Source organism: Geobacillus genomosp. 3, from assembly GCF_000445995.2.
Classification (GTDB): Bacteria; Bacillota; Bacilli; order Bacillales; family Anoxybacillaceae; genus Geobacillus.
The window spans coordinates 1,868,774-1,894,601 of the sequence record NC_022080.4; the positions used below are offsets into that span (position 1 = coordinate 1,868,774).

Genomic DNA, 25,828 nt, shown 5'->3' on the forward strand with positions numbered 1-25,828 from the left:
CTCAATCGAGCGACCGCGTCCTCAAGCTAAGAAGACCGGACGGTTTCCATTGCAAGAACGCAATAATGAGAACGAACACAATGACTTTGGCGATGGTGGCGCTTGTGGAATATTCGACAAAGGTGGAGATTAAGCCGAGGCCAAACGCTCCCAGCAGCGTCCCAGCCAGTTTTCCCACTCCTCCTAAAATGACGACCATAAATGCATCGACAATATAGTACGTGCCGATCGTCGGCCCAATCGGCCCAAGCAAGGTCAACGCACATCCCGCCACCCCCGCCAATCCTGAACCGATCGCAAACGAGTATGCATCAACTTTCTGCGTGGCAATGCCGAGACAGGCCGCCATCGGCCGGTTCATGGTGACAGCCTGAATGCGTCGGCCAGCTCTTGTTCTCGTTAAATACATATAAAGAAAGAACACGATCGCCAATACAAGACAGAGAATAAACAACCGTTTATACGGAAACACCGCCCCAAACAAGCGGATTCCACCATCCAGCCAGCTTGGCGGCACAACCGCCACGTTGGGCGCCCCAAAGATGAGTCGGGCCGTCTGTTGCAAAATCAAACTGATCCCCCATGTCGCCAACAAACTGTCCAGCGGGCGGTGGTACAAATGGCGGATCAAGCTTTTTTCCAACCCCCACCCAAGCAAGGCAGCGATGAGAAACGACGACGGAATGGCAATGACAAAGTACATCCCCGCTGATTGCGGCGCATGATGGGCAAAGATTTGTTGAATGACGTAGGTTGTGTACGCGCCGACCATCATCAGTTCACCGTGCGCCATATTGATGACGCCCATCAATCCAAAGGTGATCGCCAACCCAATGGCGATCAAAAGCAAAATCGAACCGACGCTCAGCCCGTTGAATAATTGGTCAATAAACATCGCCGTCCCCCTCTCATGTCCGCTGGGCAAGAAGGAAGGACATGCCTTCCTCCCCATGCAACTATTCACTTAATCCTTTCCCCCATGGGTAGCTTTTTAAATACGGATCCGGCTTCACCGGCTGGCCAGAATTCCATAACTCTTTGAATTGTCCGTCCGCTTGGATTTCGCCAATGCGCACCGTTTTCCATAAATGTTGCGTTTCCCCGTCAATTTTCACCGTTCCTTCCGGCGCCTTGTATTCAAGGCCGGCTGCAGCTTTTTTCACTTGATCCACATCAAAGGAACCAGCTTTTTTCACCGCTTCGGCCCATAAATGAACCGCCGTATACGCCGCTTCAATCGGGTCATCGGTCACGCGGTCTTGTCCGTACTTTTCTTTATACTTTTGAACAAATGCCTTATTCTCCGGTGTATCGGTCGTCTGGAAATAGTTCCACACAGCCAAGTGACCAGCCAACACATCCGGCCCGATCCCGCGGATTTCTTCTTCTGCGATGCTGACGGACATCACCGTCACGTCTTTCGGTGTGATGCCAGCGTCTTTCAATTGTTTGAAAAAGGCGACATTGCTATCGCCGTTGAGCGTATTGAAGACGACAGCTGGTTTCACTTGTTTGATTTTGCTGATAATGGTGCTATAATCGGTATGGCCGAGCGGCGTATATTCTTCCCCGACCACTTGCCCGCCTTCGGCCTTCAACTGGGCCTTGATGATTTTGTTCGCTGTCCGCGGAAAGACGTAATCCGAACCAAGCAAGAAAAACGTCTTGCCGCGGTTTTTCAGGAGCCAGCTGACCGCTGGAACGATTTGTTGATTCGTCGTCGCCCCAGTGTAAAAGATGTTCGGAGACGACTCCATCCCTTCATATTGCACCGGATACCAAAGCAGCCCGTTGTTTTGCTCCACAACCGGAAGCATCGCTTTGCGGCTCGCCGATGTCCAACCGCCGAAAATGGCGGCCACTTGATCTCTTTGCAGCAGTTTTTTCGCCTTTTCGGCAAATGTCGGCCAGTCCGACGCTCCATCTTCCACAATCGGTTCAATTTTCTTGCCGAGCAGCCCTCCGGATGCATTGATTTCCTCGATCGCCATTAATTCCGCATCGCGAAGCGACACTTCACTGATGGCCATCGTTCCGCTTAACGAGTGCAGGATTCCTACTTTGACCACATCCCCTTCTTTGCCAGCCGAAGATGAATCATTTTGATTCTCGTTTTTGGCTTGATCCACTGCTGATGACGCCGCACATCCCCCAAGAGCAAAAACACTGACGCATAAAAGCAGCCATAATTTCCACATGAATGCTGGTTTCATTCGCACACCCTTCCCCCTATTCATTTGAAACATCGATGAATTCCTGCCCCTCGTTCATCTAAAAGAGCGCATCCCTCCCTTGTTCCTCAAAAGCGATGCATGTTCTCCACGTTGAGGATTTGTTCTTGATTAGCAGTATAAGGCCCACGTTTCACGGACTCAACATATTTGTCATATTTTATTACATATTTTTGTTATATTTATTATCAATCATCTTCCGACCAATCAGCTAGGTCGAAAAACAAAACATGCCCCAAAAAGGCACACATGCACCTTTTTGGGGCAGCGTTCATTTCACAAGCGACAAATCCACTCCAATGACCCCGACAATTTGACCGTTATGATCCCTAATGGGAGCGGACACCGTGACGCAAAGATGTTTCGTCAATGCCGATACATACGGATCGGAAACATACACTGTTCCTCTACAAGCTTCCTGAAACCACGACCGGACTTTGGCGTTGACCAAGCCCGCCGGCGGATTCGAATAGACAAACGCCCCATCAAGACGATTCGACCAGACAGCCTCAATCTCTCCATTCTCAGATAAAAATCGATCCAGCACGCGTTGATGCATGGCCTCATCCATTTGTTCCAACGGAGCTGACTGAAGCAAAGCCGATAGTTTCTGAATCGTGTTTTTCACGACCGCATCATCGACAGAAATCGTTTCTCTCATCCAATCACGTCCGACCGTTTGCTGCAGCTCCTCCGCTGTCTTTTGCAACGCTTCGTTAATACGCAAAATCTGTCCGACACTCTCATGCTGTTCGTTCATATCCGCTGTCACGCGCTCGACAAACCGTTGATTTTCCCGGCTCAATTGCACGATTTCTTCAAGCAGGCCGGCGATTTCTTTCACGCTGTCCGACTGCCCAGACGCTGACCGGACAGAAGAGGAGACGAGGTCCGTCATATCATTCAGCTGTCGCTGCAGCAAATGAAGGAACGACATAATCGCTTCCATTTCTTTCTCTTCGACATCGATTTGCTTTGTTTCTTCGCGAACGATATCGGTTGTCGCTGCGATTTCGCGTTGAATAAGGGACAAAATATCCTGTGTTTGCTGGACAGCTTCCGACGTTTGATTCGCCAACATGCCGATTTCCCGCGCGACGACCGCAAACCCACGCCCATGTTCTCCCGCACGAGCCGCCTCAATATTGGCATTGAGCGACAAAATTTTCGTTTTCTGCGAAATCTCGCCGATCGCTGATATAATTTCATTGATGCGTCGCGAATGATGAACGAGATGGTCCATTTGTTCCAATAGCGTTTCATGGTGGGAGCGCAGTGTTCGAATTTCTTTTTGCAACGTCTCCAATGAATTCCATGAATGCAGCCAATGTTCGGAAAACTGCTGGCTGCTCGCATACATATCACGCGAAGATGCAGCGATTTCCCTAGCCGCCTCCTCGATTGTTCGCATTTTGTTCGCCACTTTTTCCGTATACTCCACCGTTTTCTCGCTATGGTCCATCAGCTCTGCCGCACTATTCCGGCTTGAATCGGAAATGTCATTCAGCGAAAGTGCCGCCATCTTCATCTGTTCCATCGCTGCTTTGAGCTGATCAACCGCCACAACAATTTGCCTTGCAATTTGTTGCGGTCCTCCCTGCGTTTCCTCACGTCGAGGCTGATCCAGTTCGCGCTTTATTTTTCGTTCCGCACGTCTCGCAAAAATCAACAGGCGTCACTCCTTATGTCATTTTCTATTACATAATTATAATATAAAATATAACAAAAGGACATATAAAAATAAGACGCCCGTTCTTCTAAAAACGAGCGTCTTGCCTGGAAAAGGCTAGAGAACCATATTCAATAACAAAATGAAGACAAACGCCACCACCGAAATAATCGTTTCCATGACTGTCCATGTCATGAGCGTTTCTTTCACCGTCATGCCGAAATATTCTTTGATCATCCAGAAGCCGGAGTCATTGACGTGCGACAAGATCAACGAACCCGCGCCGGTCGCCAAGACAAGCAGTTCCATATTCGTTCCCGGCATGGTAGCCGCGATGGGGGCAACGATGCCGGCAGCGGTCATCATCGAGACGGTCGCCGATCCCGTCGCTACGCGAATGAGCGCCGCAATGCCCCAGCCTAACAGGAGCGGAGAGAAGTGCGAGTGTTTCGCCACTTCCGCGATTTGTTCGCCGATGCCGGAATCAAGCAGCACTTTGTTGAATGCGCCGCCCGCCCCGATGACAAGCAGGATGTTCGCGACCGGGCCGAGGCAGTCGTTGGCAAATTTCAAGACAGCATCGCGGTTGAAGCCGCGGGCGTAGCCTAAGCTGAAGAACGAATAAACCGTCGCGATCAAGAGCGCAACAATCGGGTCGCCGATAAAGCGCAACACTTTCGCTGCTTCGGACTTTTGATCAAGCGTTACGTTCGCGACAGAGGCAATCAACATCAAAATGACCGGAAGCAAAATCGTAAACAACGTATTTCCAAACCCCGGGAGTTCCCGCGCTTCTTTATGCTGCACAAGCTGTTCGGCAATCTCCGCCGGCACTGTTTTGTGCAGGCGCGAACCGATCCATTTGCCATACAGCGGACCGGCAATAATGGCGGTCGGCAAGCCGACGATGATCGAGTAAAGAATCGTTTTTCCGACATCCGCCTTAAAAATGCCGACTGCCGCCATCGCGGCTGGGTGCGGCGGGACAAGCCCATGCACGACAGACAAACCAGCGACAAGCGGAATGCCGATCGTCACAAGTGAAATGCCCGTTTCCATCGCGATCGTAAAGACGAGCGGAATAAGCAAGACAAACCCGACTTGGAAAAAGACCGGAATGCCGACTAAAAAGGCGACGACCATCATCGCCCAATGGACGCGTTTTTGGCCAAAGCGGTCGATCAACGTTTTCGCAATGCGCTCGGCGCCGCCTGATTCGGCCATCATTTTGCCGAGCATCGTCCCGAGCGCCAAGACGATCGCCAAAAAGCCGAGCGTGTTGCCAAGCCCCGCCTTGATCGAGTCAATGATGCCCGGCGTTTCCGGAGACGGCGCGATAAGCGGCATGCCCATCGCCAGTCCGACGCCGACGGACACTAAAATGAGTGCGACAAACGGATGCATTTTCGCCATAGTAATGAGCAATAATAACACGATAATAGCAGCAACAACAATGGCGATTTCCATCACAAGCTCCCCCTTTATCTTTGAGATAAATCGATTTAGTGAACAAAGCAAACGTTTTCAGATCTTTGAAGGAAAGGGCTAAATCGATTTAGCGCCCGATCATAGCCAGATAAATCGATTTAGTCTTCCTCCCTTTCCCCACTCCGCCGCTGAAACGCAGCGATGATGTCAAATTCCTCTTTCAATCGCTCATACAAGCGGGCATACAAATCAAACAGTTCAGCGTAAATGAGCGTATGTTCTTCCTTCGGCTCATGGCGGGCCGTTGTGTCGATCCACGTTTTCACCGTTTCCAGCGACGGCAGCTCGCCTAACGCGTAAAGCGCCACGGCAGCCGCCCCTAGCGCCGACGCCTCGTGCGTCTGCGGCACGATGAGCGGTTTGCCGAGCATATCAGAAAGCATTTGCCGCCAAAACGGCGACTTGGCGAATCCGCCCGAGACGCGGATTTCCGACATCGGCCCCGTGACATCGCGAATGGCTAAAGCGACCGAGAGAATGCTGAAGCAGACGCCTTCCATGACAGCGCGGATGAAATGCTCGCGCTTATGATGAAGGCCAAGGCCAAAAAACGTCCCACGCGCGTTCGCATTCCAGTACGGCGCCCGCTCGCCCGACAAAAACGGCAAAAACACAAGCCCTTCCGCCCCCGGCGGGACGCGTTCCGCGTATTTCGTCAACAAGTCATACGGATCCATGCCGAGCTTTTTCGCCACTTCCCGCTCGTGGGCGCCGAACTCGTCGCGCAGCCAGCGAAGCAAAATGCCGCCGTTGTTCGTCGGTCCGCCGACGACCCAATAGCCGGGCGTCAACGCATAACAAAACGTCCGCCCTTTTTCATCGGTCGTCGGTTTTGCCGCAATCGTCCGCACCGCCCCGCTCGTTCCGATCGTGATGGCCGCTTCACCTGGGAGCACCGCCCCGACGCCGACGTTGGCGAGCACGCCGTCGCTTGCTCCGACGACAACAGGCACATCCGGAGCGACTCCCATTTTTTCCGCCCATTCTCTTTTCATGCCAGTCATGATATGCGTGGCGGGAACGAGCCGCGGCAGCTGGTCGCGGCGGATGCCGACAAGGGCGAGCGCCTCCTCGTCCCAATCGAGCGTGTCCAATCGGAATAAACCCGTCGCCGATGCCATGGAATGGTCAGCGACATAGTCGCCATACAGACGGTGCAACACGTAATCTTTCACCGACACAAACCGCCGTGCTTGCTGAAATACGTCCGGCTGCTCTTCCTTGAGCCAAAGCAATTTCGATAGCGGCGACATCGGATGGATCGGCGTCCCGGTCCGCCGGTAAATGGCAAGCCCGTTTTGCTCTTTCCACAGCCGCTCCGTTTGAGCCACGCTTCGGTTGTCCGCCCAGATGAGGAGGCGGGTGAGCGGCCGGCCCGACTCGTCAAGCGCCATAATCGAGTGCATCGCCGCACTCAAACCCATCGCTTTCACCTGTTCTGGGCGGATGCCGTGGCGGACCGTCACCGCCCCGACGGCTTGAACGACCGCCGCGAACAGTTCATCGGGATCCTGCTCGGCAAACCCCGGATGCGGCTGGATGATCGGATAGTCGACGGCGTGAGAAGCCAGCACCTTCCCCCGCCCGTCAAACACAACCGCTTTTGTGCTTGTCGTTCCAATATCAATTCCAATGACGACGTCCTCATGAATCGCCATCGTTTCTCCTCCCTTCTTCACTTCTTCTCCCGTTTGATCGATGTCCGTTCCATCAATGTCGGGGAGAAACGAAATACGCGCGGACCGTCGGCTTTTTTCGCTTTCATTTGTTCAAACACGCGCTCCGCCGCTTTTTTCCCCATCGCAAACGTCGGCTGGGCGATCGTTGTCAACGCCGGCGTGTAAATATCGGCAAACGGCACATCATCGATGTTGATGATCGCCACCTCATCCGGCACACGAACCCCTGCGTCTTTCACAAACCGCAAAACCCCCATCAGCGTCAAGTCGTTGATCGCAAACAAGGCATTAGGCCGCTTCGGTTCGGCAAACCGTTGTTTCAACACTTCCGGCAGCGCGTCCGGATCAGCGGCGATGATGTTCCCATCTTCAACGTCCAGTCCTCTTTTGCGCATAGCCGCCCGAAACCCTTCCAACCGCTCCATCCGCGGCACGTTGTGGGCGACAAGCGGCGGGGTGACGATGGCGATGCGGTCATATCCTTGGGAAGCCAAATAATCCACCGCCATCTCGGCCGCCTTTTGGTTGTCAAGCAAGATGCTGTCCGCCTCCACCCCTGGCACCATCCGGTCCACAAACACAAGCGGAAAACGTTCAGCCGTTAAACGGCGGTACACCTCTTCATTTTTACCTGTCGGAAAGATAATGAGCCCATCGACTTGCTTGGCCAGAAGCATGTCAACATACCTTTTCTCCTTTTCCGGATCATCGCCGGAGTTGGAGACAATGACTTGAAACCCGCGTTTTTGGCACTCTTCCTCAATGGCGTGCAGCACTTGCGTCGTCAACATATGAAGCATATTAAAAACAATTACGCCAATGGTCGCCGTCGTCTTTTGTTTCAAACTGCGGGCGATCACATTCGGCTGATAGCCAAGCTCTTCAATCGCCTCGGCGATGCGCTTTCTCGTTTCCTCACTCATATATTCATAGCGTTTATTCAAATATTGCGAGACCGTGCTTTTCGAAACGTTGGCCAATTTCGCGACATCGGCCATCGTTACTTTTTTCAAAAGGGATCCCTCTCTCGTACTAAATCGATTTAGTTCAAAGCGTTTTCATAAACCGGTTTAGCTTTATTATAAACCAAGTGAAAGCGGTTTACAATATTTTTTCGCCGAAATATCATGTTTCAAACATTTTGTCGATCTCTTTCCCTTGAAGGACTGTAAGGTTCGAACACCTACCATGATTGTCGTCGCCTCTCTCGGGGTTTTGACATGATCGAGGGCGACGACAAATTTTAACTTCCCTCCGAAAGAAGTCTCCTACTTCTAAACGTGAAGGTGCGCCAGCACCAGTGAAAGTGGGAGATGAATTTCGGTTGGCGTTAGCCAACGAATATGATAGAATATGGCTAGAACGGACACCTTCGGAACGAAGGGAAGCGTAAAGGGTTCTTGTGTGTGGCTTACCGTTCAGCGAACACACACAAGTCGCTTGAAGCCCCCACCTCTAAGCGAAGCGTAGGTGGTGGGTAGTTCACAAAGCCCTGATGGTTCTGCCTCCTTGCTCTTTGACACTTTGCAACGGTGACCGAAGCGAACCTCGCTTGTTCGCTAAGGGCAATGCCTTCGATTGAGGAAAATCGTTTCGTCCGCTAAATAATAAGGTGTAGCGAGTCGCTTGAATGACCACAAAATAGCACCATGCTGTGCTTGTCTCCGTTTTCATCCACCAATCGGAAACAACAATCGGGCCGCATACACAACGCCGGTCACGGTAATGGCACTCAACAAGGTCGACACCAACACCGCCTGGGCAGCGTAATCTGGGTGGCAGTCATACTCGAGTGCATACAGCGCCGTATTGCGCGAGCACGGATAGGAACTGGCAATGAGCAACGCTTGAGCCGTCACGCCATCAATTCCTAATAGAAAGATCAAAGACGCAGCCAACAGCGGCGACAAAACGAGACGCCCCAACACACTTGCATACACAAGCAGCGGCAAGGCAGTAAACCGGGCATAGGCAATTTGCGCGCCTAGGGTAAAAAGAGCAATGGCTAAAAACGCGTCGGCAACCCGCTGAAGCGGTGTCCACAAAAATGACGGAATAGGGAGATGAAGCCATCGGCAGATCACACCGAGCAACAAGGCGTGAAGAACTGGATTTTTCCATATTTCAGCGGCCCATTTCCCCTTTTTTCCGTTTCCTGACACAAACTGATACACTCCATATGTATTGGTCAAGAAATTTTGAAAGATGGTGACGATGATTTGAATCGCCGCCCCGAGCGGCTGCTGGTGAAACACGAGCTGGCTGACGGGGATGCCGAAGTTGCCGGAATTGTTCAGCACAATCGTATTTTGAAACACCGCCGACAAACTTCGTTCCAGCTTCAATAGTTTTGCCGTCACCATACTCAACACCATCAGCCCGCCGTTTTGCAACAGAAGAAACCCTACGATGGCTGCCAACACCTTTCCATTCAACTCGCTGTCATACACATTGATAAAGGCGACGGCCGGCAACAGAACATACATGTTCAGCTTGGACAACGTACTCATATCAAAACGAAATAAGCGGTGGAGCCATGCGCCCAAGCCGACAATCAACAACATCGGAACCATCACCTGAAGCAAAATGCCACTAAAAACAGCCAACACCTCTCCCCCGCTTTCTTTGGATCAATCAGCTCCATGTCCGTGTGCACTTTCCTGATTCGCATTCTGTTATCTGAAATGCTTTCCTTTTTCTATGATTTTTTTTGATAGACACGTTCTGGGCGGCCGACCGACCCATAAACAATATCGGCCGTCACCTGGCCGACGGAGACGAGATACTCCAAGTAACGGCGGGCCGTCGTCCGGCTGGTTCCGATTTGCCGCCCCACTTCCTCGGCGGTGATGCCTTCTGGGCACTGTCTCACAACCGTTAACACTTTTTCTAAGGTCAATGGCTGAATGCCTTTAGGCAACGCCGTCTGTTCTCTGGCAGTGAATTCTCTTCCGATTAGTTCATCAACGTCCTCTTGGCCGATCCACTCTTTCTCTTTTCCCCACCGCTGCATTTTGTCATAATACTCCTTGTATCGGTTTAACGTTTCTACAAAACGGTCAAACAAAATCGGCTTGATGATGTAGTCAAATACCCCGCCATGCAGCGCCTGTTTCAGTACATCTACTTCCCGGGCCGCCGTAATCATAATGATATCAATATCGGAAAAATGCTCACGAACCCATCTCAAAAACGAAAGGCCGTTCATATCCGGAAAATAGACGTCAAGCAATAACACGTCCGGCCGCAGCACCTCCGTCAATTCTTTGGCCTCCTCAGCGTTCGTGGCAATCCCCGCTACTTCATATCCTTCTACTTTTTCCACAAAGCGCCGATTGATTTCCGCAATGCGGCGGTCATCTTCAATAATCAGTACACGAATCGACAACACCGGATCCCCCCTTCTAGCCTTGGCGGCACTGCCGGCCGACATGGACCGGCCGCTTTGGAATCATGACGGTAAATACTGTGCCTGCTCCTTGTTCGGATTGATACGTCATTTGCCCCCCGAGCATCGCCAGCGCCCGGTTTACTAGATCAAGCCCATATCCCCGTCCCCCGGCCGCCTTCGTTGAAAAGCCGCGCTCGTAGATCCGTTCCGCCACATCCGGGTCAATGCCTAATCCGTTATCTTCCACCTCAATAATTAAGTCGTCGCCAAGGTCCGTCAAAAAAATGGCCACCCGTTTCTCTTCCTTTCCGTTATGAAGGGCTGCTTCCATGGCGTTATCTACTACATTTCCAATAATGGTCACCAGATGGTCGCGGTCCATCCATGGCGGCACATCGCGGAAGCTGCTTTCCCGGTCAATTTCAAACACCATTTTTAGCTCGCTTGCGCGGTTGAACTTGCCGATCAGCAGCCCGCCAATGATCGGATCGGGAATTTCCTTCATCACAAACCGGACGATGTTTTGTTGCAAGTCGGTTTCTTTTGTAATCAGTTCAAGCGCTTCCTCGTACGATTCTAGTTGAATAAGGCCGGAGATCAAATACAGCTTATTGGAAAATTCGTGCGTTTGCGCGCGCAAGGCATCGGCATAACTGCGAAGCTGCGATAACTCTTTGGTCAGGCGATACAATTCCGATTTGTTTCGAAACGTCGATACCGCTCCGATCACACGCCCTTGCTTGTCTTTGATCGGAATGCGATTCGCAATGACGGTTTCTTCACCTAACAGCATTTCATCGTCAAATTCCGCCTGCCCCGTCCGAATGACTTCAGGCAACCTCGAGTGGGGAATAAGCGGTAAGATAGGCATCCCCAATACACCGCGTTCATTCTCATACCCAAGCAGCTTCAGCGCGGTTTGATTGACCATCGTAATCGTTCCTTCTTGATTGATGGCCACAATTCCTTCGCGGATCGCTGTTAAAATCGCCTGTTTTTCTTGATACAGCCGGCCGATTTCTTCCGGTTCAAGGCCATGAATCGATTTTTTCACCACCCTGGCGATCGCCACGGCGCCCGCCGCCCCGAGGAAAAGGGCAAGAACGGAGAAGAGAAAAATCTTCAGGCTATACGACCATACCGTGCGCTGAATATCCTCCAGCAAAAAGCCAACGGAAACAATGCCGATCACCTGGCCGTTTTCATCCAAAATCGGCGCTTTTCCACGGATCGCCGGGCCAAGCGAACCAACCGCTTCCGAAATGATCGCCTTGCCTTTTATCACCTCGCCGTTGTCGCCCCCCACCATCGGTTTGCCGATCCGCTCAGGAAGCGGGTGGGCATAGCGGATTCCTTGGCGGTTGCCAATGACGACGTATTCCGCCCCTGTCTTTTGACGAATGTGCTCCGCAAACGGCTGCAGCCGCTTTGACGGATTCGGGTCACGGAACGCTTCGCGCACGAGCGGAGTGGATGCAACGGTTTCCGCCACATTCAGCGCCCGCATGCCGATTTGTTGTTTGAGCGTCTCAGCGAACATATGTTGAAACAGAAACGTTAAAACCACGATCACAAGCAGCAGCAATGAACAAATAATGACCATCAACCGCGTCTGAAGCTTCATAGGGCTCGCTCCCCAAACAGAAATAAAGAAAGACAGCCCGCCTGTTAGGCAGGACGCCTTTCTTCTATTATTACATATCTTCATTGATGATGACGGTTTTTCCTCTTAATTTCATAATAAATGGCACGGCAATCCATAAAAAGGCGATGACCAACAAGACGAGCGAAATCGGTTTTTCAAAGAAAACGAGATAGTCCCCGTTTGATGCCGTCAACGCCCGACGCATATTGTTTTCGATCATCGGCCCCAGCACAAGCCCCAGCACAAGCGGCGCAAGCGGATAGTCGTGTTCCGCAAGCCAATAGCCGAACAACCCGAACGCCAACAGCAGGAACACATCAAACGTCGTCACTTGCACCGCATACACCCCGAACACGGAAATGGCCATAATGAGCGGCAACAAATACTTCGTCGGCGTTTGGATGATTTTCGCAAATATTTTCACAAGCGGCATGTTGAGAATTAGCAGCATCACATTCCCGATAAACATGCTGGCGATTAATCCCCACGCCACGTCTGGATGTTCATCGAACAACAACGGACCCGGCTGGACGTTGTACATAATGAGTGCACCCATCAAAATGGCCGTCGTTCCCGATCCCGGAATACCCAGCGTTAAAAGCGGGATCATCGCCCCGCCGGAAGCGCCGTTGTTCGCCGACTCCGGCGCCGCCACGCCGGCGATCGTCCCTTGCCCGAACTTTTCCGGATGTTTGCTCACTTTCTTTTCGAGAATATAGGAGAAAAACGATGCCAACGTCGCCCCGGCTCCTGGCAGCACGCCGATGAAAAATCCGAGCAGCGACCCGCGGGCAATCGGGCCGGCGCTTTCTTTCAAATCCGCTTTCGTCGGCAAGATGCGCCCGATTTTGGCAATTTCCCCTTCGTTCGTTTCCCGATGGAGAATAGCCTTGAACACTTCGCCCAGTGCAAACAATCCGACCGCCACTGTTAAAAACTCAAGCCCTCCATACAAGTACGAGATATTGTACGTAAAGCGGGCCACACCGGAGACGTTGTCCAATCCAATCGTAGAAAGCAACAAGCCGAACACCGTCATCATCCACGCTTTTGTCATTGACTTGCCCGCAAGGCCGCTTACCGCGGCGAGCCCAAGCAGCATCAGCGAAAAGTATTCCGCCGGGCCAAACTTGAGCGCCACATTGGAAAGTGGTTCGGCCAGCAGCACAAGCCCAATCAAAGCCACAATCCCCGCCACAAACGAACCGATCGCCGCAATGGCAAGCGCCGCCCCAGCCCGGCCTTGCCGCGCCATTTGGTAACCGTCCAGCGTCGTCACAACGGACGACGATTCCCCGGGCGTATTGAGCAAGATCGATGTCGTCGATCCGCCATACATCGCCCCGTAATACACGCCTGCCAACAAAATGATCGAACTGGCGGCCGCCTGCTCGGGACTCAAGCCTGATGTCATCGACGCCGTCACCGGAATGAGCAGCGCCACCCCGCTCATCGGCCCGATTCCGGGAAGCACGCCGACCGCCGTGCCGATCAAAACACCTAAAAACGCGAAAAACAAGTTGTGCGGCTGTAGCGCCGTTTGAAACCCCTCAAGCAAAAACGATAGTGTGTCCATGATGCCCCTCCTTTCATTGGAACCAAATCGGCCAGCTTGGCAACGTTCCTTGCAGCAGCTTCACATAAAGGCCGTATACGCCGAGCGAAAAGCCGGCCGCAATCGCGATCGACTTCCATAGCGATCCTTTTTCCATCGTTTGAAATCCAACCACAAGAAAGAGAAATGTCATGATGACATAACCAACGGTTTCTAGTAATGCCGCGTATACAATGGCGGCAGCCAAAATGATGAGGAACTTTTTGTACTGCCGTTGCAGCTTCCCACCTGCCGCATCCGGATAGCTTCTTGTCTCAAACAGCAGTTTGATGCTTAGTAAAACCAACACAAGTCCAAGCAAAAATGGGAATACGTTCGGCCCGACAGCACTGCCATAGGCACTTTTCGATATGCGCAAACTTTCAACCATAAACAAGGCGCCAACGGCCAAAAACGCCACCGCCGCGATCCGGTCGGCTGTTTTGTTCATCCCTCTCCCCTCCGCTCTTTACGAAAAAGGGGAAGAACGTTCTTCCCCCTTTGGTTTATTTATGCATGCCGAGCGATTTCAGCAGGTCGCCGATTTGCTGCTCTTGCTCTTGCAAAAATTGCGTAAACTCATCCGTATTGCGATACTCTGCTTCCCAACCTTGTTTTTGCAATTCTTCTTTCCATTTTTCATTCTCAGACAATTTTTTCAATGTCTCTTCCCAAAACGCTTTTGCTTCCGGAGACATTTCCTTCGGCCCGAAAACGCCGCGCCAAATCGTAAACTCGGCATCAATGCCAAGCTCTTTCATCGTCGGCACGTCTTTCAGCACTCCGCCAAGGCGCTCTGGAGCCGAAACCGCCAGCACCCGCACTTTGCCGGCTTTCAAATACTCCCCAACCGAGGACACATCCGTTGCGATCACATCGGCATTGCCGCCAAGCAACGCGGCCAGCGCTTCGCCGCCGCCATCGTACGAAACATACTTGACTGATTTTGGATCGATGCCCGACTTATAAACCGGCAGAATCCCGATTAAATGATCCATCGACCCCGGCGCCGATCCCCCGGCTACCGTGACTGATTTCGGGTCCTGTTTAATGGCATCAAGCAATTGGGTCAACGACTGAAATTTGGAATCTGCTTTCACGACAATCGCGCCAAAATCTTTCGTCAATTGGGCGAGCGGTGTCGTGTCTTTGTAGCCAAACGGGCTGTTTCCTTCCTTTTTCAGGTTGTTGATGATAATCGGCGGTGAATTGACAAACAGCTTATAATCGTTTTTCACATCCTGGGTGGCGTATTCGGCCATAAAGACTGCCCCGCCACCGCCCGGTTTGTTTTCGACCGTCATGGTCTGTTTGACAAGCCCTGTCTCATCCAACACTTTCGCAACCGCGCGGGCCGTTAAATCCCATCCGCCGCCCGCCCCGGACGGAGCGACAATCGTAATCGGCTTCGTCGGATAATTGGAACTGGACGATTCAGAGTTGGAGCCGGACGGTTTCGACCCCGCCGATTCATTGCTGCCACAGGCTGCCAGCGCGAACGTCATCATCCCGGCGGCTAGCAACCCCCACCATCTTTTTTTCTTCATTCTCCCTTGCCCCCTTGTTTTTTGATAACGTTTTCATCGATAACGTTACCACGCTGTCGCATCAGTGTGAAGTTTTTGAAAATAAAATGAATTTTGTGCATTTTGTTCATGGACGTATCATCAACATGACCTAATATGGCCAAGACACCTGGCGGAACGCTGGAGTCTCATCGCAAAAAAAGACCGCCAGCCTTCAAGGCCGACGGTGCATAAAACGTTGATACGGTGCATACTTTCTGACTTTCGTTCCTCATCTTCATGTGACAGGGCTATCATCCATTTTTTACAATCTATCCACTTGCGAATCAACTATGTCATCTGCCGCTTTTGTCGTCGCCAACCGTCTTCGGTAGATGGCCGCCTCTTGTGTTTGATTTCCCTACTCTTCAAGCAATCCCCGAACATCTTTCTCTGGAAGATCCACCAACCGAGCAATGTCTTCCACCGTCATTCCTTTGCGCGCCATGTTACGGATCAGCTGTTTCATTCCTTGTTTCATGCCTTGTTTCATTCCCTGTTTCATTCCTTGTTTAATGCCTTCTTCCAACCCTTGTTTTCTTCCCTTTTGCTCATAGGAAATGATCAGCTCCAACACTTGCTCTTTTTCTTTCGTTTCCATCGCCCTCACCTCTCTTTGCAGTTGTTGCTCTTCCTCTTCCGACAACTTCACATATGTTTCAAAAAAACCCAAGAGCAGCCGCTGCCTCGCTTCATCCAGCTCCAATCGCACCAACATGCGCAAAAACTCTTTTTTCAACTCGACTTTCTCACTTTCAGTATACCCCATTTTGCCAAGGAGGGCAGCCGCGATCGGATTGTCATGCCGGATGTAGTCCCGCCAATGTTTCTTGCGCAGCTCCACCGGGAAAAAGCGGAACTGCAGCACCTGGCCAAAGGGAAACTCGATCGAAAACACGGACGGCTCCCCGCGGAGGGCATCATGGCTGAAGACGGCGATCGGAACGATGCGGGTGCGGTATTTTTCAAACAGACGGCTGAAATAGACAAACATGCGCTCCGGAAAAGACGGCTGCACGTAGCTTTGATTCTCTACATGAACGATGATCAGCCCATCTTCTCCTTTCAGCTTCGTCTCGACCAACAGATCAACGCGGTACTTTTCTCCTGCGGTCACATCCGTGAACAGCTCTTCGGACAAAAAGGACAAATGGCGGAAATCGATATGCTCGTGGATGTCGGGGAAAAAGAGGAGAAGAAACTCTTCGAAAAACGTTTGGATCAGTTCTTTGAACAACCGGTCATGGTCAATGGCCATTCCATCACCCCTCTTTGAACGTGTTCAACTATATCCATTCGCCAGCAGGAGGGGAAAATCCTGCATTGGAGACAAAAAAAGTTGTGCCGTACTACACAGTGTTTCAGTCCCTCATAGGTACGATAAAAACCAATATGTATGTGCGTGGGATTATGGAAGGAAACGAAGGTTTCAATCCCTCATAGGTACGATAAAAACTTGCGAATGTCATAAATATAATATTGTCCGTTGTCATTGCTGGTTTCAATCCCTCATAGGTACGATAAAAACCCCAAAGAATGCGCATAGAATCAAGCTTTTCCCTTTAAGCTGTTTTCAGAATATCAAGTTTCAAAAATTCTGTCAATAGCGTTCAGCCGTGTTGGCTGTAGGATTTTGACGCAAAAAACATTGTCGTCGATCCCCCGGGGTTTTGGCATGATTGGAGGTCGACGACAACGGTATGCCATCATACATCGTTATGATCTTTTCTTTTCAGCCATTTTTTCGTACTCTTCCTTCACCGGTCCCACAAGCGGGTGAGCACTTTCGAGCCCGGCATATTGCCGAAGCGCCTCTTCGACCCCGCGTTGTCGGATCGTTTGTTGGAGCTCGGCCGCCTCGCTGTCTTCCGGATGATCAAACAAGAGCAGCGCGGCAATGCCTTTGGCAAGACCAGCGGGGACGCTGCCCAACAGCGCACTGTATTGCGTCGCCGGAGCGACGAGGCGGTCGTTCGGCCCGAGCTTGCGGATCGGCGAGCGGGCGACGCGGATGATGTCGTCGGACAGCGACGGATTCATGAATCGCCCGATCGTCGTCTCGATATACGCGCGGTGCTCATCTGCCTCCCAACCGTGCTTTTTCACCAACACCGCCCCGGATTCGCTGAGCGCCTGTTCGACATCCGCCCGAATGGCGCTGTCTTTCATCGCGTCTTGCACGGTTTCGTATTGCTTGAGGTAGCCTAAGTAGGCGGCAAGGGCATGGCCGGTGTTGACAGTAAACAGCTTCCGTTCAATATACGGGCCTAAGTCGGCGACGAAGTGGGCCCCTTGAATGGGCGGAACAGCGCCGATGACGTTGCGCGTTTCAATCGCCCATTCGAAAAACGGCTCGACCGTCACCGCCAGCGGATCATCGTTCGTTTGGTTCGGCACGATGCGGTCAACCGCACAGTTGAGGAACCCAACGGATTGATTGGCCAACCGCTGCTCATCCTCGGAAAGATGCCCAAAAATGTGCGTTTTCAATGCTTCCGTGCCGCCGATCATGTTTTCGCACGCAATGACATGAAGCGGAGCTTGCCGGGCGGCCAGCCGCTGCTTGAGCCCGGCGGCGATGACCGGGGCGATGGCCGGCAAAATGTGCGGGCCGACGGCGGTCGTGACCAAATCAGCGGCGGCGATCGTCGCGATGACTTGCTCCCGCTCCGTTTGGCTGTTCAGCGCCGAGACGCCGCGCACCCATTGCTCTTCTTGCCGCCAGCCGGCGACAATGACCCGATACTCCCCCCGCTCCTGGAGCAGGCGGACGATTTGTTCGTTGACATCAACAAACACGACGTCATAATTAGATGCCGCCAGCAAGCTGCCGATAAAGCCGCGGCCGATGTTGCCGGCGCCAAAATGAACCGCCCGCATCAGCCGTTCACCTCATGGAGCAGCGCGAGAATGTCTTCCTCTGTTTTCGCGTTCGCCATGGCGGCGACATTGTCCGCTTCCGCACACACAAGCGCAAGTTGAGAGAGAATGTCCAAATGTTCGCCGTCTTTGCCGGCAATGCCGATTACGATCGTAGCCAGGTTGCCACCGCCAAAATCGACGCCGTCCGGGACTTGCACGATCGAAATGCCGGACTGTTTCACGAGCGCTTTGGCCGCTTCCGTTCCGTGCGGAATGGCGACGTTGTTGCCGATGTAGGTGGTTGTCAACTCTTCCCGCTCAAGCATGGAGTCAATATACGACGGGTCGACATATCCTTGCCTAACGAGCACTTCGCCGGCAAGACGGATCGCATCTTCTTTCGTTGTTGGCTGGGCATTTAGCACAATGTTTTCTTTCGTTAAAATCGAATGGGCTGCCATCCTTTTCACTCCTTCGTTGATGTCCAGTAATGATCAAAAAATTGCTCCAAATGGGCGCTAACGAGTGAATACACCTCTTCCTCGCCGCCATGCGTCAAAACGGCAAGGCTTTGCTCATCTTTCACCAGCAAGGAGCTGACCTCGCTTAACACAGCGAGCATCTCCTCATCGGCATCTGACGGCCCGAGCAGCAGCACAACCGTGTTGATCTCCATCGGCTCTCCGTCCATGCCGGGCACCGGTCGCGGCGCATCAAGCCGGTACATCGTGAGCGATGGGCGAAGGACCGCGAAGCTTCGGGCGTGGTACAGCGCCAACGTGGTGCCGGGGATGCCAAGCCCGCCAAGCGACTCCCGCCGCTGCAATTCCTCAAAAACGACATTGGCATCGACGATGACGCCGTTTCGCTCTAAACGGCGGCACGCATCGGCCAATAATTCATGAACCGAACGATGCGTGACCGCCTCGAGGGAAAAGCCGTCCAACAGGTGGACGATCGTCTCGCTGATGCGCCGAACCGCCTTCATCGCCTCGAGCCCCGGCCGGTTTCGCCGTGCGGCCGGTTCCTTTCCCGTCCGTTTTCTGACGGCTGATTTTCGCTCTAAAAATTCACGAATCGCCCGCGCTTCCTCTTCCGTCAACATCGGGCTGACGGTGAAATACGGGCCGCCTTCATCGGCCAGCGGCACGGTCGAGACGACAAGATCATACGCGCTTGCCTCTTTCTCCTTCCATTCAAACACGGACGCTTGTTCCAGCGAAACAATGTCCGGAATCTCTTTTTTCAGCCTTGTCGCCAAAATTTTCGCCGTGCCGAGCCCGCTCGAACAAATGACGAGCACCCGCCACCCTTGTTTCTCCCGCAGGAGCGCCGAAGCAAAATGGAGCACCAAATAACCGATCTCCTCCTCAGGCATCGGAACGTCGCCAAACAGCTGCTTCGCCCCTTCTGCAACGATGGCAAACAGCTCCGCATAGTCCCGCTTAATTTGCGCCAGCAGCGGGTTGGAGACCCCCATCCCGTGCTCCAAACGGTACAGAGCCGGCTTCAAGTGGACGACCAAATCTTCATACAGCGTGCGGTCGGCGGACAGATCGACGCCAAGTTCGCGGCTGACAAAGCGGATGAGTTGCTGCGCTTTCATGCCGACAGCCAAGCTTGTTTCCTCCATCATCGTCCCTTGGCGGCTGCGCCATTTCGCCCCCATTAAGTGCATCGTCATATAGCCAACCTCTTCGTTGGGGATGGCAACGCCAAAGACCTTTTCTAGCGACTCGGCGAGCACACGGGCGATTTCATATTCTTTCGTCGCCTGCAGCGCCTGCAAATCATGCGGGTCAAAATGGATCGCCTCTCCCCGCTGGATGCGTTCGATCGCAAGCGCCAGGTGAACGGCAAAGGCGATGTACGAGCTATCAGCCATCGTAAACGGGATCGTTTCTTTCACTTGCTCAATTTGCCGCTCGATGATGGCGAGCTTTTTCCGGTCAACGAACTCGAGCAGTTTTTCTGCCATCGTATCAAGCGGTTCGTCAGCGCGCCTTTGGATCGTCTCTTTCATGAGCGCCAAAAATTCATGTTCATTGACATGGCGGAACAACAAATCGCTGATCAGGCGCCGCTTCGCCGATTCCGAACCGGCCAGTTCCACCCCGTACCCGCGTTTGCGGATGAGCGAAAGCCCGTACGCTTCGACTGTTTGTTCCAATTTGTCCAAATCAAGGCTGACGGTCGCCACCGTCACGTTCAAGTCATTCGCCAACGAGACAAGTTTCACCGGCTCAGCTGCTTCCAACAGGGCGATTAAAATCATAAGCTGCCGTTCTTCCGGTGTATATTCATGATGGGAAAGGCGAAGCAGCTCCGCGGCCAACGCCTGTTTGTTTTCTTCCTTTCCAACAAGGCGGATGCCGACGCCCGCCTTTTTTACGAGCTCGAGCCTGTAACGGCGCAACATCGATTCAAGCCCTTGCAAATCGCGGTGGACCGTACGGGCGCTGACGTTCAGCTCTTCGGCCAGCTCGCCGATGGTCAAATCACGGCCGCTTGGCAACAAACGCTCAAGCAATTTTCGCTCCCTTGCCGATACGTACATCGCCGTTCACCTCCCATCTTTGATCGTATTGTTGACAGTTTTTAAATTGGCCAACCGGTTCTTCCTTTCTTATTGTAAGGGCTTTTTTCTTGATTTGACAATGAAGAGATGTTTCATTTTCGTCATTGTTATTGTTGACAGTTTTTAATTTCACATTCATCGTTCCTTTCTCGGCGCCAAAACAAACCGTGCTGGCCGGAAAACCGACCCGAAACAGCAGGCTACCGTAAAACAAAACGCAGGGGCGCGCCGTTCCCCTGCGTTTCATGCTTAGGCGTTCGTTTTCAATCGCTCGATCAACTCGTCGTATTTCGGGCTGTTTAAGAAGTTTTCAACCGATACGTGGTAGGCGTTCGGCAATTTTGCTTTCGCCCGGTCGGTTAAGTTTTGATGGGTGACGACGATATCGGCATCGGCCGGCAGCTGGTTGATCGCCGTGTTCGTCACTTCGATGTCAAGGCCGGCTTTTTTCACTTTGTTGCGCAAAATCGAGGCGCCCATCGCGCTTGAGCCCATTCCTGCGTCACACGCAAAGACAATTTTTTTCACCCGCACAGGGACGGCTTGTTCCGCCACCGCTGCTGCCACTTCCTCTTGCGGCTGCAGCGCGGCCGCCACTTGGCTTTGTTTCCCTTTTAATTGTTGCATTTTTTCTGCCGCTTTCGCCAAGTCTTCCTCCTCTTCGTTTTGTTTCGCCGATTTTAAGAACACCGACGCGACGAGGAACGACACGGCAGCTGCGACGAACACACCGGCCAACACGCCGAGGTAATTTCCTTTTGGCGTCATCGCCAGCAAGGCGAAAATGCTTCCCGGCGACGGCACCGCCACCAGTCCGGCATGGAACACCGTGAACGTAAACACCCCGCTCACCCCGCCGGCGATCGCGGCTAAAATCAAGATCGGGCGCATGAGAATGTACGGGAAGTAAATTTCATGAATCCCGCCTAAGAAGTGAATAATCACGGCTCCCGGCGCCGATTGTTTCGCCATGCCTTTGCCAAACAGCCAGTATGCCAGCAAAATCCCCAACCCTGGACCCGGGTTCGTTTCCAATAAGAACAAAATCGATTTTCCGGTTTCCGCCGCTTGTTCGACGCCGAGCGGGCTTAAAATCCCGTGGTTGATCGCATTGTTCAAAAACAATACTTTCGCCGGCTCAATGAACAAGTTCGCCAGCGGCAACAAGTGCCAATCAATGATTTTTTCCACTCCGGCCGCTAACGTTTGGCTGATTGTTACGACAACCGGGCCAACTCCTTTAAAAGCAAGCAGCGTCAACACGCCGCCAACGATTCCGGCTGAAAAGTTGTTGACAAGCATCTCAAATCCTTGCTTCACTTTCCCTTGGAACAATCCATCCACTTTTTTGATCACATAACCGCCAAGCGGCCCCATGATCATCGCGCCTAAAAACATCGGGATGTCCGAACCGACGACCACCCCCATCGTCGCCGTCGCCCCGACGACGCCGCCGCGGACGTCATAAATCATTTTGCCGCCCGTATACCCGATCAACAGCGGCAGCAAATACGTAATCATCGGCCCGACAAGCTTCGCAAACGTCTCGTTCGGCAGCCAGCCGGTCGGGATAAACAGGGCGGTAATGAGCCCCCAGGCGATAAACGCGCCGATATTCGGCATAATCATGCCGCTCAAATAACTGCCAAACCGCTGAATCTTCACGCGGACATCGGTTTCATTTCCGGTTGTATGCGTCATCAAGATGCTCCTCCTTTTGCTTGACTGTATCTTTATCTTAAAACGCTTACAACCGGCCTTCAATGATAAGTAAATGCGATTTTGTCAAGAGGGCTATTGACACGTTTTAAAAAGGAAAAGCCCAGCGCGGTGGGCGGGGCTACAGCGTTTCTTCCGCTAGCAACAAAGCCTCTCGATAAAGACGTTCGGAGAGATAAAATCCATGTTCAAGCAAAGTGTCTAACAGCGGCTTTATTCCGTTATTTTCCCATTCTTCTTTCCAAGAATCAAAATTCCAATGGTGCCGATAGGTCGTAAAAAGAATTGTTTAGACAACCCATGGTGTTAGTTGAACGCTAGCGCTCAACTGGCGCCACGGGTTTTTTTATCATTTTTCAGCCTCCACCCTTACTGGTCTCAATTGTACATCTAGTCCCCTTCCTTTTCACCGCCAACATCGCGTCAGAACCCGGCCATTTTTTGGCGGAATACCGACACGAGATGGCGGACCTCCAAAAAAGAAAACGCCCTTAACCGATCTGAAAATGATTCAAACAAGCGAACACGCAACAAAGCAGCCCAGTCCGAGCAGGCTGCTTCATTGTTTCCCTATTGATATCTCGCCGTCACCATTTTCTTTCTCGTGTAAAACTCGACGCCGTCGCGGCCGTTGGCGTGGAGGTCGCCGTAGAACGAGTTTTTGTAGCCCGAGAACGGGAAGAACGCCATCGGTGCCGGGACGGCGACGTTGATACCGAGCATGCCGGCGTCGATTTCTTCGCGGAACTGGCGGATCGCTTTGGCGCTGTCGGTGTAAAGGCAGGCGCCGTTGGCGAATTCCGAGCGGTTGGCGATCTCAATCGCTTCGTCCAAATCGCGGGCGCGGACGACCGACAGGACCGGGGCGAAAATTTCATCCGTCCAAATCGTCATGCCTGGTTTGACATGGTCGAAAATCGTCGGGCCGACGAAGTATCCTTGTCCGCTCGTTGCCGAGTCGCGGCGGCCGTCGCGGACAAGAAGAGCTCCTTCTTTTTCACCGATTTCGATGTATTTGATCGTCCGTTCTTTATGTGATTCGCGGATGACCGGGCCTAAAAAGACGCCTTGGTCGAGCCCGTTGCCGATTTGGATGCGGTCAGCCGCTTGTTTCAGCCGTTCGACCAACTCGTCGGCGATATCGCCGACGGCAACGACAACGGAACATGCCATGCACCGCTCGCCCGCCGAACCGAACGCGGCGTTGATGATGTTCATCACCGCCATGTCGAGGTCGGCGTCCGGCATGACGATCGAATGGTTTTTCGCGCCGGCGAGCGCCTGTACGCGCTTGCCGTGAGCGGCGGCCGTTTTGTACACATATTCGGCGACCGGCTGCGAGCCGACGAACGAGACGGCTTTAATGTCTTGATGCTCTAAAATGCCGTTAACGACTTCATGCGCCCCGTGAACGATGTTGAGCACCCCTGCCGGCAGGCCGGCTTCGGTGAACAGCTCCGCCAGACGGTTGGCCAACATGGGCGTCCGCTCGGACGGCTTCAACACGAACGTATTGCCGCAAGCGATGGCAAGCGGGAACATCCAGCACGGCACCATCATCGGGAAGTTAAACGGCGTAATGCCGGCAACGACGCCGAGCGGGTAGCGGTACATGCCCGATTCGATATCCGTTGCGATATCCGGCAGCTGTTGGCCCATCATAAGCGTCGGGATGCCGGCGGCAAATTCGACGCATTCAATGCCGCGCTGCACTTCGCCGTATGCGTCTTCGTACACTTTGCCGTTTTCAAGCGTCACAAGGCGGGCAAGCTCCTCCCAATGCTCGACAAGGAGCTGCTGATAGCGGAACAAAATGCGGGCGCGGCGCGGAACAGGCACTTTGCGCCATTCGCGGAACGCTTCTTTCGCAGCCGCCACCGCCGCATCAAGCTCCTCGCGCGAGGAAAGCGGCACTTTCGCCAATACTTCCCCGGTGGCCGGGTTCGGCACAATTTCTTCTTTTCCGGATGTGGACGCGACCCATTGGCCGCCAATAAAGTTTTTCAACGTTTTTGTTTCCGTGACAGAACTCATGAATGAAACCACCTTTCTAGAAAATCGAGTATAAGAGAGTAGCCAAGGACACGCCGACGGGCGGGTCGATGCAACCGCCCGCCAACGGCTTTGACGTTGCCTTATCCATGACTAATGGGATTCGTGTCGTACTGATAGTCGTAACAATAATGGTACAAGGCGACGATTTCCTCATGGGTCGGCACTTTCGGATTGTTGCCCGGGCTGCCGCTCGCGAGCGCGTCGGCAGCCATTTTATCAACCGCTTTGTCAAACGCCGTTTTGTCAATACCCCACGTTTTCATATTCGGAATGCGCAAATCGCGGCAAAGCTGTTTCACTTCCTCTACAAGTGCGTCGGCGGCCTCCGCGTCGGAAACGTCCTTAAGCGGCGGCTTGATGATGCGGGCGATCACCGCCAACCGCTCGATGGCGCTGTCTTTCGTAAACTCAAGCACCCCCGGCAGCAACATCGCGTTCGAGACGCCGTGCGGCACGTGGAACAGCGCCCCGATCGGCCGCGACATGCCGTGCACAAGCGTCACCGAGGCGTTGGAAAACGCCATGCCGGCTTTCATGGCGGCGATCGCCATTTTTTCCCGCGCCTCAATGTCTTCCCCGTTTTCGTACGCCCGGCGCAAGTAATCGACGATCGCTTCGATGGCAGATAGCGCCAACACATCGGTCACCGGATGGGCGCGCCGGGAAATGTACGCCTCGATCGCGTGGCAGAGGGCATCAACGCCGGTTGCTGCTGTAACGGATGGCGGGCACGAAACCGTGAGCAACGGATCGACAATTGCCGCGGCCGGAAGCAGCGCCGGCTGGGAAATCATCATTTTGACGTCCGTCTTCGTATTGATAATGACCGTTACTTTCGTCACTTCCGAACCCGTTCCAGCCGTTGTCGGAATGGCGATGAGCGGCAGCGGTTTTTCGGCAAACCGCTTTTGATTGCCGACATAGTCGCTGATCTCCCCTTCATTTGTCATCATGACGGCGACCGCCTTGGCGGCGTCAATGCTGCTGCCGCCGCCGATGGCAACGACAACATCGCACCGCTCGCTTTGGCAGACATCTAGCGCTTCCTTTACATGCACATCCGTCGGCTCGCTGTCGACTCCCGTATACTTCGCAAACGGCAGCCCTGCTTCTTGCAAATATTGCTCGCAGCGGGCAACCACACCAATGTTCTCCATCACCGGGTCGCTGACGATGAGCGCTTTTGTCCCAAACGCCTTCGCCTGTTGACCCACTTCCCTCAACGTTCCGCGTCCATACACCACCCGGCTTGGCATGAGCAACTCGTACACCTTTTCTCCCCCTTTTTGGCAGCGGTTTCATACTCTTTAAAGCAAATCCCGTGCCAACGCCCAAAGGGCGGCATCATAAGG

21 protein-coding genes are annotated in these 25,828 nt (G+C 53.0%); all 21 read right to left on the reverse strand.

The features are described from left to right. Position 1: 1 nt before the first annotated feature. On the reverse strand, positions 2 to 895 hold the full coding sequence (gene urtB / locus M493_RS09245) for an urea ABC transporter permease subunit UrtB (protein WP_020960058.1): 894 nt from the start codon (positions 893 to 895) through the stop codon (positions 2 to 4). A gap of 61 nt (positions 896 to 956) precedes the next feature. Next, a complete protein-coding gene (gene urtA, locus M493_RS09250) occupies positions 957 to 2,213 on the reverse strand; it encodes an urea ABC transporter substrate-binding protein (protein WP_020960059.1) in 1,257 nt (418 codons plus the stop codon). A 289-nt stretch (positions 2,214 to 2,502) separates the two neighbouring features. Beyond that, positions 2,503 to 3,900 (reverse strand): methyl-accepting chemotaxis protein, encoded by a 1,398-nt coding sequence (locus M493_RS09255; protein WP_020960060.1) that lies wholly within the window; start codon positions 3,898 to 3,900, stop codon positions 2,503 to 2,505. Between the two features lie 117 nt (positions 3,901 to 4,017). Further along, complete coding sequence (locus M493_RS09260) at positions 4,018 to 5,367, reverse strand: GntP family permease (RefSeq protein ID WP_020960061.1); 1,350 nt, start codon at positions 5,365 to 5,367, stop codon at positions 4,018 to 4,020. A gap of 119 nt (positions 5,368 to 5,486) precedes the next feature. Beyond that, positions 5,487 to 7,046 (reverse strand): gluconokinase, encoded by a 1,560-nt coding sequence (gene gntK, locus M493_RS09265; RefSeq protein ID WP_020960062.1) that lies wholly within the window; start codon positions 7,044 to 7,046, stop codon positions 5,487 to 5,489. A gap of 17 nt (positions 7,047 to 7,063) precedes the next feature. After that, positions 7,064 to 8,080, reverse strand: a complete 1,017-nt coding sequence (locus M493_RS09270) for a LacI family DNA-binding transcriptional regulator (protein ID WP_020960063.1) — start codon at positions 8,078 to 8,080, stop codon at positions 7,064 to 7,066. Between the two features lie 657 nt (positions 8,081 to 8,737). After that, positions 8,738 to 9,673: an AEC family transporter gene (locus M493_RS09275; RefSeq protein WP_041267927.1), complete on the reverse strand. Its 936-nt coding sequence runs from the start codon at positions 9,671 to 9,673 to the stop codon at positions 8,738 to 8,740. A gap of 92 nt (positions 9,674 to 9,765) precedes the next feature. Continuing rightward, positions 9,766 to 10,458, reverse strand: coding sequence for a response regulator (locus tag M493_RS09280; RefSeq protein WP_020960065.1), 693 nt, complete (start codon positions 10,456 to 10,458; stop codon positions 9,766 to 9,768). 13 nt (positions 10,459 to 10,471) lie between these two features. Further along, positions 10,472 to 12,082 (reverse strand): ATP-binding protein, encoded by a 1,611-nt coding sequence (locus tag M493_RS09285; RefSeq protein ID WP_020960066.1) that lies wholly within the window; start codon positions 12,080 to 12,082, stop codon positions 10,472 to 10,474. 70 nt (positions 12,083 to 12,152) lie between these two features. Then, a complete protein-coding gene (locus M493_RS09290; RefSeq protein WP_020960067.1) occupies positions 12,153 to 13,679 on the reverse strand; it encodes a tripartite tricarboxylate transporter permease in 1,527 nt (508 codons plus the stop codon). A gap of 13 nt (positions 13,680 to 13,692) precedes the next feature. Next, positions 13,693 to 14,148, reverse strand: a complete 456-nt coding sequence (locus M493_RS09295; protein ID WP_020960068.1) for a tripartite tricarboxylate transporter TctB family protein — start codon at positions 14,146 to 14,148, stop codon at positions 13,693 to 13,695. A gap of 55 nt (positions 14,149 to 14,203) precedes the next feature. After that, positions 14,204 to 15,244, reverse strand: coding sequence for a Bug family tripartite tricarboxylate transporter substrate binding protein (locus M493_RS09300; protein WP_020960069.1), 1,041 nt, complete (start codon positions 15,242 to 15,244; stop codon positions 14,204 to 14,206). Positions 15,245 to 15,623: 379 nt separating this feature from the next. Next, a complete protein-coding gene (locus tag M493_RS09305; protein ID WP_020960071.1) occupies positions 15,624 to 16,520 on the reverse strand; it encodes an Rpn family recombination-promoting nuclease/putative transposase in 897 nt (298 codons plus the stop codon). Between the two features lie 458 nt (positions 16,521 to 16,978). Beyond that, positions 16,979 to 18,142 carry a mannitol-1-phosphate 5-dehydrogenase gene (locus tag M493_RS09310; protein WP_020960072.1) on the reverse strand — a complete coding sequence of 388 codons (1,164 nt, stop codon included), beginning with the start codon at positions 18,140 to 18,142 and terminating at the stop codon, positions 16,979 to 16,981. Beyond that, positions 18,142 to 18,585, reverse strand: coding sequence for a PTS sugar transporter subunit IIA (locus tag M493_RS09315; RefSeq protein WP_020960073.1), 444 nt, complete (start codon positions 18,583 to 18,585; stop codon positions 18,142 to 18,144). The genes M493_RS09310 and M493_RS09315 overlap by 1 nt, the downstream gene beginning before the upstream one ends. A 5-nt stretch (positions 18,586 to 18,590) precedes the next feature. Next, positions 18,591 to 20,681 (reverse strand): BglG family transcription antiterminator, encoded by a 2,091-nt coding sequence (locus M493_RS09320; RefSeq protein ID WP_023817637.1) that lies wholly within the window; start codon positions 20,679 to 20,681, stop codon positions 18,591 to 18,593. After that, on the reverse strand, positions 20,647 to 20,949 hold the full coding sequence (locus M493_RS09325; protein WP_020960075.1) for a hypothetical protein: 303 nt from the start codon (positions 20,947 to 20,949) through the stop codon (positions 20,647 to 20,649). The genes M493_RS09320 and M493_RS09325 overlap by 35 nt, the downstream gene beginning before the upstream one ends. A 2-nt stretch (positions 20,950 to 20,951) precedes the next feature. After that, positions 20,952 to 22,403, reverse strand: a complete 1,452-nt coding sequence (locus M493_RS09330) for a PTS mannitol transporter subunit IICB (protein WP_020960076.1) — start codon at positions 22,401 to 22,403, stop codon at positions 20,952 to 20,954. A 139-nt stretch (positions 22,404 to 22,542) separates the two neighbouring features. After that, complete coding sequence (locus M493_RS18870; protein WP_235183469.1) at positions 22,543 to 22,617, reverse strand: hypothetical protein; 75 nt, start codon at positions 22,615 to 22,617, stop codon at positions 22,543 to 22,545. Positions 22,618 to 22,991: 374 nt separating this feature from the next. Next, a complete protein-coding gene (locus tag M493_RS09335) occupies positions 22,992 to 24,455 on the reverse strand; it encodes a CoA-acylating methylmalonate-semialdehyde dehydrogenase (RefSeq protein ID WP_020960077.1) in 1,464 nt (487 codons plus the stop codon). Between the two features lie 101 nt (positions 24,456 to 24,556). Next, positions 24,557 to 25,747: an iron-containing alcohol dehydrogenase gene (locus tag M493_RS09340; protein WP_020960078.1), complete on the reverse strand. Its 1,191-nt coding sequence runs from the start codon at positions 25,745 to 25,747 to the stop codon at positions 24,557 to 24,559. Between the last annotated feature and the right edge of the window lie 81 nt (positions 25,748 to 25,828).

Bases quoted from the DNA above. Each gene is read 5' to 3' on its own strand.
- M493_RS09295 (WP_020960068.1), bottom strand. From the start codon at position 14,148: ATGAACAAAACAGCCGACCGGATCGCGGCGGTGGCGTTTTTGGCCGTT.
- M493_RS09325 (WP_020960075.1), bottom strand. From the start codon at position 20,949: ATGAAACGCAGGGGAACGGCGCGCCCCTGCGTTTTGTTTTACGGTAGC.
- M493_RS09305 (WP_020960071.1), bottom strand. From the start codon at position 16,520: ATGGCCATTGACCATGACCGGTTGTTCAAAGAACTGATCCAAACGTTT.
- M493_RS09335 (WP_020960077.1), bottom strand. From the start codon at position 24,455: ATGAGTTCTGTCACGGAAACAAAAACGTTGAAAAACTTTATTGGCGGC.
- M493_RS09320 (WP_023817637.1), bottom strand. From the start codon at position 20,681: ATGTACGTATCGGCAAGGGAGCGAAAATTGCTTGAGCGTTTGTTGCCA.
- M493_RS09310 (WP_020960072.1), bottom strand. From the start codon at position 18,142: ATGCGGGCGGTTCATTTTGGCGCCGGCAACATCGGCCGCGGCTTTATC.
- M493_RS09315 (WP_020960073.1), bottom strand. From the start codon at position 18,585: ATGGCAGCCCATTCGATTTTAACGAAAGAAAACATTGTGCTAAATGCC.
- M493_RS09285 (WP_020960066.1), bottom strand. From the start codon at position 12,082: ATGAAGCTTCAGACGCGGTTGATGGTCATTATTTGTTCATTGCTGCTG.
- M493_RS09290 (WP_020960067.1), bottom strand. From the start codon at position 13,679: ATGGACACACTATCGTTTTTGCTTGAGGGGTTTCAAACGGCGCTACAG.
- M493_RS09300 (WP_020960069.1), bottom strand. From the start codon at position 15,244: ATGAAGAAAAAAAGATGGTGGGGGTTGCTAGCCGCCGGGATGATGACG.
- M493_RS09330 (WP_020960076.1), bottom strand. From the start codon at position 22,403: ATGACGCATACAACCGGAAATGAAACCGATGTCCGCGTGAAGATTCAG.
- gntK (WP_020960062.1), bottom strand. From the start codon at position 7,046: ATGGCGATTCATGAGGACGTCGTCATTGGAATTGATATTGGAACGACA.
- urtB (WP_020960058.1), bottom strand. From the start codon at position 895: ATGTTTATTGACCAATTATTCAACGGGCTGAGCGTCGGTTCGATTTTG.
- urtA (WP_020960059.1), bottom strand. From the start codon at position 2,213: ATGAAACCAGCATTCATGTGGAAATTATGGCTGCTTTTATGCGTCAGT.
- M493_RS09260 (WP_020960061.1), bottom strand. From the start codon at position 5,367: ATGGAAATCGCCATTGTTGTTGCTGCTATTATCGTGTTATTATTGCTC.